General features: G+C 34.2%; 1 protein-coding gene. It reads right to left on the minus strand.

Annotation, left to right across the window (positions count from 1 at the left end):
- Positions 1 to 84: 84 nt before the first annotated feature.
- Positions 85 to 1,413: a magnesium transporter gene (locus ACKI2P_RS01905; protein WP_407374558.1), complete on the minus strand. Its 1,329-nt coding sequence runs from the start codon at positions 1,411 to 1,413 to the stop codon at positions 85 to 87.
- Between the last annotated feature and the right edge of the window lie 302 nt (positions 1,414 to 1,715).

The raw sequence follows: 1,715 nt of genomic DNA on the forward strand, positions 1-1,715 counted from the left end.
AAAATAACTAATCAATAAAACCAACTATTTTTTTAAATTAAATCAAGTTTAATACCTAAAAACATTATAAATAACTATTTAAGATTAAATCAAGCTTAAAAGACCTAAAGACACTACAATTAAAATCAATGTGGATATTGAATCTGTTAGGCTTGTAGATAAAGGAATCACAATATTATCAGGATCAAGACCTCTTCTATATGAAATGGTAGAGATATAGAAGACTACAAGCAACATGATTAAAATCAAGATCATACCTGCAAGCAGGCTTATCAATATTGATTGAAGGTATCCTACACCAATGTTATTGAAAGCTATTGTAGATGATTCAGCCAAGAATCCAATCAAAGGATACATCACTACAGCCAATGTCACAATAGCTATGAAGTTTTCCATAGTGTGCTTTTTAGGTCTCAAGACTGGGTCAATCAAACCGGAGTGAAGACCTGAAGACAATCTTGCACCTAAAATGCTTACCAAACCGCCACTTTCACCAGAGAACAATGGAACCAATGTAAGCAATGTTTGGTTCTTTAGGAGTGTGCTAAGTGAATTGTTCAATATTCCACCAGCAACGGTTCCCAATATGGAACAGCCGAACAGCACTGGAGTGGATTGCCTAACTATATGCCTTACTTCATTGTCAGCAGTGTATCCTGAAATCAATGAAACAACTGTAATCAAGATAATGATTGCAAACAATACCATCTTGACGATTGGATCGAAACCTATTAGATTTACAATCAAGACACTTAAAATGATTGCAGGCAAGGTGAAGAAGTCTCCTACAGCTGCAATGAAAGGTGTTGTGATGTTATCTGGGTCCCAACCCCCTTCAAAACTCTTAAGTGAAATGAACATTGTAATTGGAAGCATGATTACAGTTGATATCAATCCTGCAATGAATGAAATCAAGACAAAGTCAAAAAGGCTTATGCTTGGGAAATTGAATAATATGCAGATTACCTTTGCAATAGCTCCAAGCAAGACTGAAAGAGCCATAGTCAATATAATTGATGCTGTAATGTTTTCATCCAAAAGGTCTGACCTTTTGAATTCTGGAGATATTGTACCAATGTGGAGGTGAGTGCTTAATCTTGAACCGAAGGAACCGAAGATGTTTCCTCTCATTCCAATAGCTCCTGGAATGATTACCATAAGTCCAGGATAGGTCTGCAGGAAGAATTCCATATTTCCTAAAATGATACCTGCACACAAGTCACCTACAGCACAAATGGAAAGGGCAATAAGACTTTCCTTCAAAACAGAATCGGTGTCAGCTAAAAATTCTCTTATATAGCTTACAAAACGTGCTGGAAGTGAAACAATGAACTTTACAGCATTGAATAAAAATAGAATAATGCTAACAACCAATGTGATGAGAGATTCCCCAAATTGACGTACCATCTTCATTAGACTTTTCAACTGGTTCACCTCCTATCATCATAGTGTCACATCCATACATATTAAATAAATAATTTAATTGAAATCAAATTCATATAAACTCTAAAAATACACAAACAATAAAAAAAATCAAATTCATATAAATCTAAAAATACACAAACAATAAATCAAAATTTGAATTAATCGTCATCGATAAATTCTTCAATATTTCCTAAATCTTCTAAATGCATTTCTCCATCTGCTAATTTTTCAATAATTTCAGTTCCTGTTTCGGATCCTTTAGCAATCAAAACATCTCCTGCAAGGATAAC

Source organism: Methanobrevibacter sp. (assembly GCF_045541095.1).
In the GTDB taxonomy this organism is placed as follows: Archaea; Methanobacteriota; Methanobacteria; order Methanobacteriales; family Methanobacteriaceae; genus Methanocatella.

Excerpts from the sequence above, each read along its gene's own strand:
- ACKI2P_RS01905 (WP_407374558.1), bottom strand. The coding sequence starts at position 1,413 with ATGAAGATGGTACGTCAATTTGGGGAATCTCTCATCACATTGGTTGTT.